Source organism: Blastomonas sp. UPD001 (genome assembly GCF_003426715.1).
Lineage (GTDB): Bacteria > Pseudomonadota > Alphaproteobacteria > Sphingomonadales > Sphingomonadaceae > Blastomonas.
This window is the reverse complement of record NZ_QKVT01000123.1, coordinates 1-3,977: the sequence shown is the minus strand read 5'-3', so window position 1 is coordinate 3,977 and position 3,977 is coordinate 1. Positions and strand designations below refer to the sequence as shown.

At 63.3% G+C, this 3,977-nt stretch carries 6 protein-coding genes; all 6 read left to right on the top strand.

Features of this window, described 5'->3' with window-relative positions:
- On the top strand, nucleotides 1-1,113 hold a 1,113-nt coding region (locus DM995_RS19460), incomplete at its 5' end, for an FAD-binding oxidoreductase (RefSeq protein ID WP_157973364.1).
- Entirely contained in the window at nucleotides 1,113-1,838 is a 726-nt protein-coding gene (locus tag DM995_RS19455; RefSeq protein ID WP_039330914.1) for a hypothetical protein, read from the top strand. The genes DM995_RS19460 and DM995_RS19455, both read left to right, overlap by 1 nt.
- A gap of 41 nt (nucleotides 1,839-1,879) precedes the next feature.
- Nucleotides 1,880-2,557, top strand: coding sequence for a cytochrome c3 family protein (locus tag DM995_RS19450; RefSeq protein WP_232824572.1), 678 nt, complete (start codon nucleotides 1,880-1,882; stop codon nucleotides 2,555-2,557).
- The gene (locus tag DM995_RS19445) at nucleotides 2,544-2,987 is read left to right on the top strand and encodes a DUF1622 domain-containing protein (protein WP_052241802.1); all 444 of its coding nucleotides are present in this window, start codon (nucleotides 2,544-2,546) and stop codon (nucleotides 2,985-2,987) included. The genes DM995_RS19450 and DM995_RS19445 overlap by 14 nt, the downstream gene beginning before the upstream one ends.
- A gap of 11 nt (nucleotides 2,988-2,998) precedes the next feature.
- Nucleotides 2,999-3,439, top strand: coding sequence for a four-helix bundle copper-binding protein (locus DM995_RS19440; protein WP_066044103.1), 441 nt, complete (start codon nucleotides 2,999-3,001; stop codon nucleotides 3,437-3,439).
- A 111-nt stretch (nucleotides 3,440-3,550) separates the two neighbouring features.
- Nucleotides 3,551-3,977: hypothetical protein (locus DM995_RS21460; protein ID WP_157973362.1), on the top strand; the 427-nt coding region annotated here is incomplete at its 3' end.

The window sequence follows — 3,977 nt, the reverse complement described above, 5'->3', positions numbered from 1 at the left end:
ACGCAAGACGTACCACCGGCTGCGGCCTTGCGTCCTTCGAAACGGTGGTCGGGCCAGCTAAAGGTCGTTCAGATCGTTCGCGAGACGCCTACGGTCCAAACCTTCCGATTGGCCGATCCCGGCGCGGATCGCCTGCCATTCGACTTTCTGCCGGGCCAATTCTTGCAGGTGGAGGTCACCCCGCAAGCGGACAAAGCCGTGCGAAGATCCTACACGATCGCCTCCTCGCCGACGCAACGGGCCTACGTCGAACTCACCGTCAAGCGCGAGGAACAGGGCGCGGTTTCGAAGTTTCTCCACGATGAGGTCAAGACTGGCGATCTGCTCAAGGTGACGGGCCCCTTCGGTGAGTTCACCTTCACCGGAACCGATGCCGAGAGCATCGTCCTGATCGCCGGGGGCGTCGGCATCACACCGATGATGTCGGTGCTGCGCTATCTTACCGACATCGCCTGGCCAGGAGAGATCTTCTTCCTCTATGGCGCGCGCTCGACCGAAGAATTCGTCTTTCGCGACGAGCTCGAACGGCTGGAGCGACGCTTCGCCAACCTTCATGTGATGGCCGCAATGCAACGCTCCGCGGGCACCGTCTGGCTTGGGCCGGAAGGGCCGATCACCCTGGAAATGCTGCGCGCCGCTGTGCCGGACATAGCCAAGCGCCGGGTCCACCTGTGCGGTCCCCCCGGCATGATGGCGGCAATGCGCGCGCAGCTCGCGGAGCTTGGCGTGCCCGAGGCGCAGTTGCACACCGAGGCATTTGGCCCTGCCTCCTTGCCGGACAACGCGGCTGAGATCGAAACGAAAGAGCGTCCGGCGGCGGCACGCACGAAGCGCAAGGATGCCGTGGCGCCAACAACGGTGACCTTTGCGGTCTCGGGCGTCTCGGCCCCGTTGTCCGCAGAGGAGACTGTGCTGGAAGCCGCCGAAGACGCCGGCGTCGAGATTTCCTATGCCTGCAGAATTGGCGAATGTGGCGTCTGCGTCACCAAGCTGATCTCGGGTGAAGTCACGATGGCGGTCGAGACCGGTCTCGATCCGGAGGACAAGCAAAAGGGTTACATTCTGGCGTGCCAGGCGAAGAGCGCCGGACAGCCGCTGGTGGTGGAAGCCTGATGCGCGAGCGCGGTGATATCCTGGTTGCTCTCATGGTCGCGTTCGTGATCCTCTTCCCGTTGGGATATCTGCTGCACGTCTCTCCGCGCTTCCCGGGCAGCCTGGCTGGCGGGGTCATTGGCATCGCGGCTGCGGTGCTGATGCTGCTGACCTTGCCCTATGTCCTGGTCAAGCACGTCAAATCGATCGCCGAGGCGACCGCGCACCGTGTCAGCAAGCCGACGCTGCTGGCGATTCACATCTACGCCGGGGTTCTGGCCGCGATCCTCGGCCTCGTCCACGCCGCGCATAGCTTGGAGAGCCCGGCCGGATTGGTCTTGACCGGGACGCTATTGCTGACGGTCTTGAGCGGCTACATCGGCCGCTATTTGCTGGGCCAGTTGGCTAAGGCGCTGCGCGGACGGAAATCCGAACTGGCCTCGCTACAAGCGGCGCTTCTTGGCCTCGACGCGACCATTGCCAAGGAGGCGGAAGCGCCCCCGCTGCGCCGCTGGCACAGATTGTTGTTCGTCTCCGCCGAGCGGCCCGCCGATCCCGCCGCGAAGGACGCTGAATCCCTGGCCGGAGCAATGGTGGACATGGAATTCGCGGTGCGGGCGGAAAGCGCAACCGATGCCCTGTTCGGCAAGTGGCGGTGGCTGCACATCGTGGTCGGCTGCATTCTCTACGCCGTCCTTGTCGTCCACATCGGCGCCGCGATCTATTTCGGATTGCGCTGGATATGAGGTTTGCGCGCCTCCTTTTTTGGCTCTTCGTTCTCGCGACCGTGGCTCTGCTGGTGGGTGCGCCATTGGCCTTGCGCACGAACGCGCCTTCCGAGGCCGGGATTGTGGAGCGTTTTGTCGCTCCCGGACCCTTGTCGAGCGCCCACCGGTCGCTGGCCGGACAATGCGCCAGCTGCCACACGCCCCTCAAGGGAGTTGAGGCGAAGACCTGCCTGTCATGCCACGCCGGAACCGAGTTCGGGGACAAGCAATCGACCATGTTCCATTCCCAGGCCACGCAATGCAGTTCCTGCCATGTCGAGCATCAGGGCAATCAGGGGATTGTCCAAATGAGCCACGCCGCGTTGCTCGATCCGAAGAACTGGAGCGGCCCGGCTCTGCAAATGCAATCCCGCAAACCCCTGGCGACGTCCGGTGCGACGCTCGATTGTGCGAGCTGCCATTCGATCAGGGACAAGCATCTCGGGCTGTTCGGCGCCGATTGCGCCACCTGCCACAGCACCGATTCGTGGACGATTGCCAGCTATCGCCACCCTTCGACCAATTCGACGCAGTGCGTCGAGTGTCACAAAGCGCCTCCCAGCCACTATATGGAACACTTCAGCATGGTTTCGCAGCGGGCCGCACGCGAGAAGGCCCGGGTCGATCAGTGCTATTCCTGCCATACCACCGACAGCTTCAACAACATCCGGCGCCGGGGGTGGTATGATCACCATTAACGCGCCCTGGCTAAGCCAGTTTTTCCACCTGGCCGTCGTCGTTCTGGATCTGGCCGGCACCTTGGTCATCCTGGTCGGCGCGGCCTATGCCAGTGGCGTGTTTCTCCGGGCGTTTCGAGGGAGCGACCGGTCGCGCGCCTATCTCGCCTTCCGTTCGACGCTGGGGCGCAGCATTCTTCTGGGTCTCGAATTCCTGGTCGCAGGCGACATCGTCAAATCGCTGGTGATCAACCCGACAATCGCCGACCTGGTCGTACTGGCCGGGCTGGTCCTGGTGCGCACGTTCCTCAGCATCTCGCTCGGTGTCGAGATCAATGGCCATTGGCCCTGGCAGGATACCGTCATGGCGCGTCATCGCTCGCTTGCCGCAGGTAGCGGTGGCCAACCCGGCTGCGGGGAGAATCCCGGGATCGATCCAAACGGTTCATGATGGAGGTAAGGATGATCGAACGCAGAACCCTGTTGGCGAGCGGTACGGCGCTTCTCGCTTCAGGAGTGGCAAGCGGCGCTGTCGCAAGCGATGGTTCGGGGCACGCCGCAGCAATGGCGATGCCGATGAAGGACTGCATCGATCTTTGCGCCGCGTCGCATGCCATGTGTTTGGAGACGGCGAACTATGTCGCAAGCTCGAGCCGATCGCCGGCCAGCGCCCCGCTGCTCACGCTCCTGAGCGATTGTGCGGAAATCTGCCAGGCGACGGCCAATTCGATGCTGCGTCGCTCGGCGCTGCACACCATCCTTTGCCGAGCCTGTGCGGACGCTTGCGACCAGTGCGCTCGCGAATGCGAGCAGCGGCGTGACGACCCGCAGCTGACCCATTGCGCTGAAGCCTGTAGACGGTGTGCGGAAGGCTGCCGCCATATGGCCGCGATGGCCGACTGAACGGGGCGCTTCGCAAACTACGTATAGTTTCAAGCGGCGGGTGGTCCCATTGCAGAGCCAAGAAGCGGCGAGAAAAACGCAAGAGTATCGCCAGTTTAGCGGAGACGCGAAATGACCCGGAAAGCCATCTATCTTACTGTTTTCGGCTTGCTCACCAGTGTCGGCGGCGTAGCCTATGTGATAGCCGACGAACTGCCGGCCGACATGCCTGCGGTCACGGCCCCAAAGCCCACAGCATCACCCAAAGCGCCTGTCGCCCCGCCGCCGCCGTCGACCACGGCCGCTCAGGACCATGCGCACCAGCAGGGCATGGATCACGGCGGGCAGCAGATGCACGATCAAATGATGCAGGACCACCAGATGGGCATGCAGGGCATGCAGCAGCAGGGCATGCAGCAACAAGGTATGGGCGGCATGGCGGCGCAAGGCGGCAAGGCGGGCATGCCGATGAAGCCGGGCAAGGATTGTTGCCCGAGCAAAGGCATGAAGCCAGCGGACAAGCCCATGGCGATGCCCTCGGACAAACCGATGCCGATGA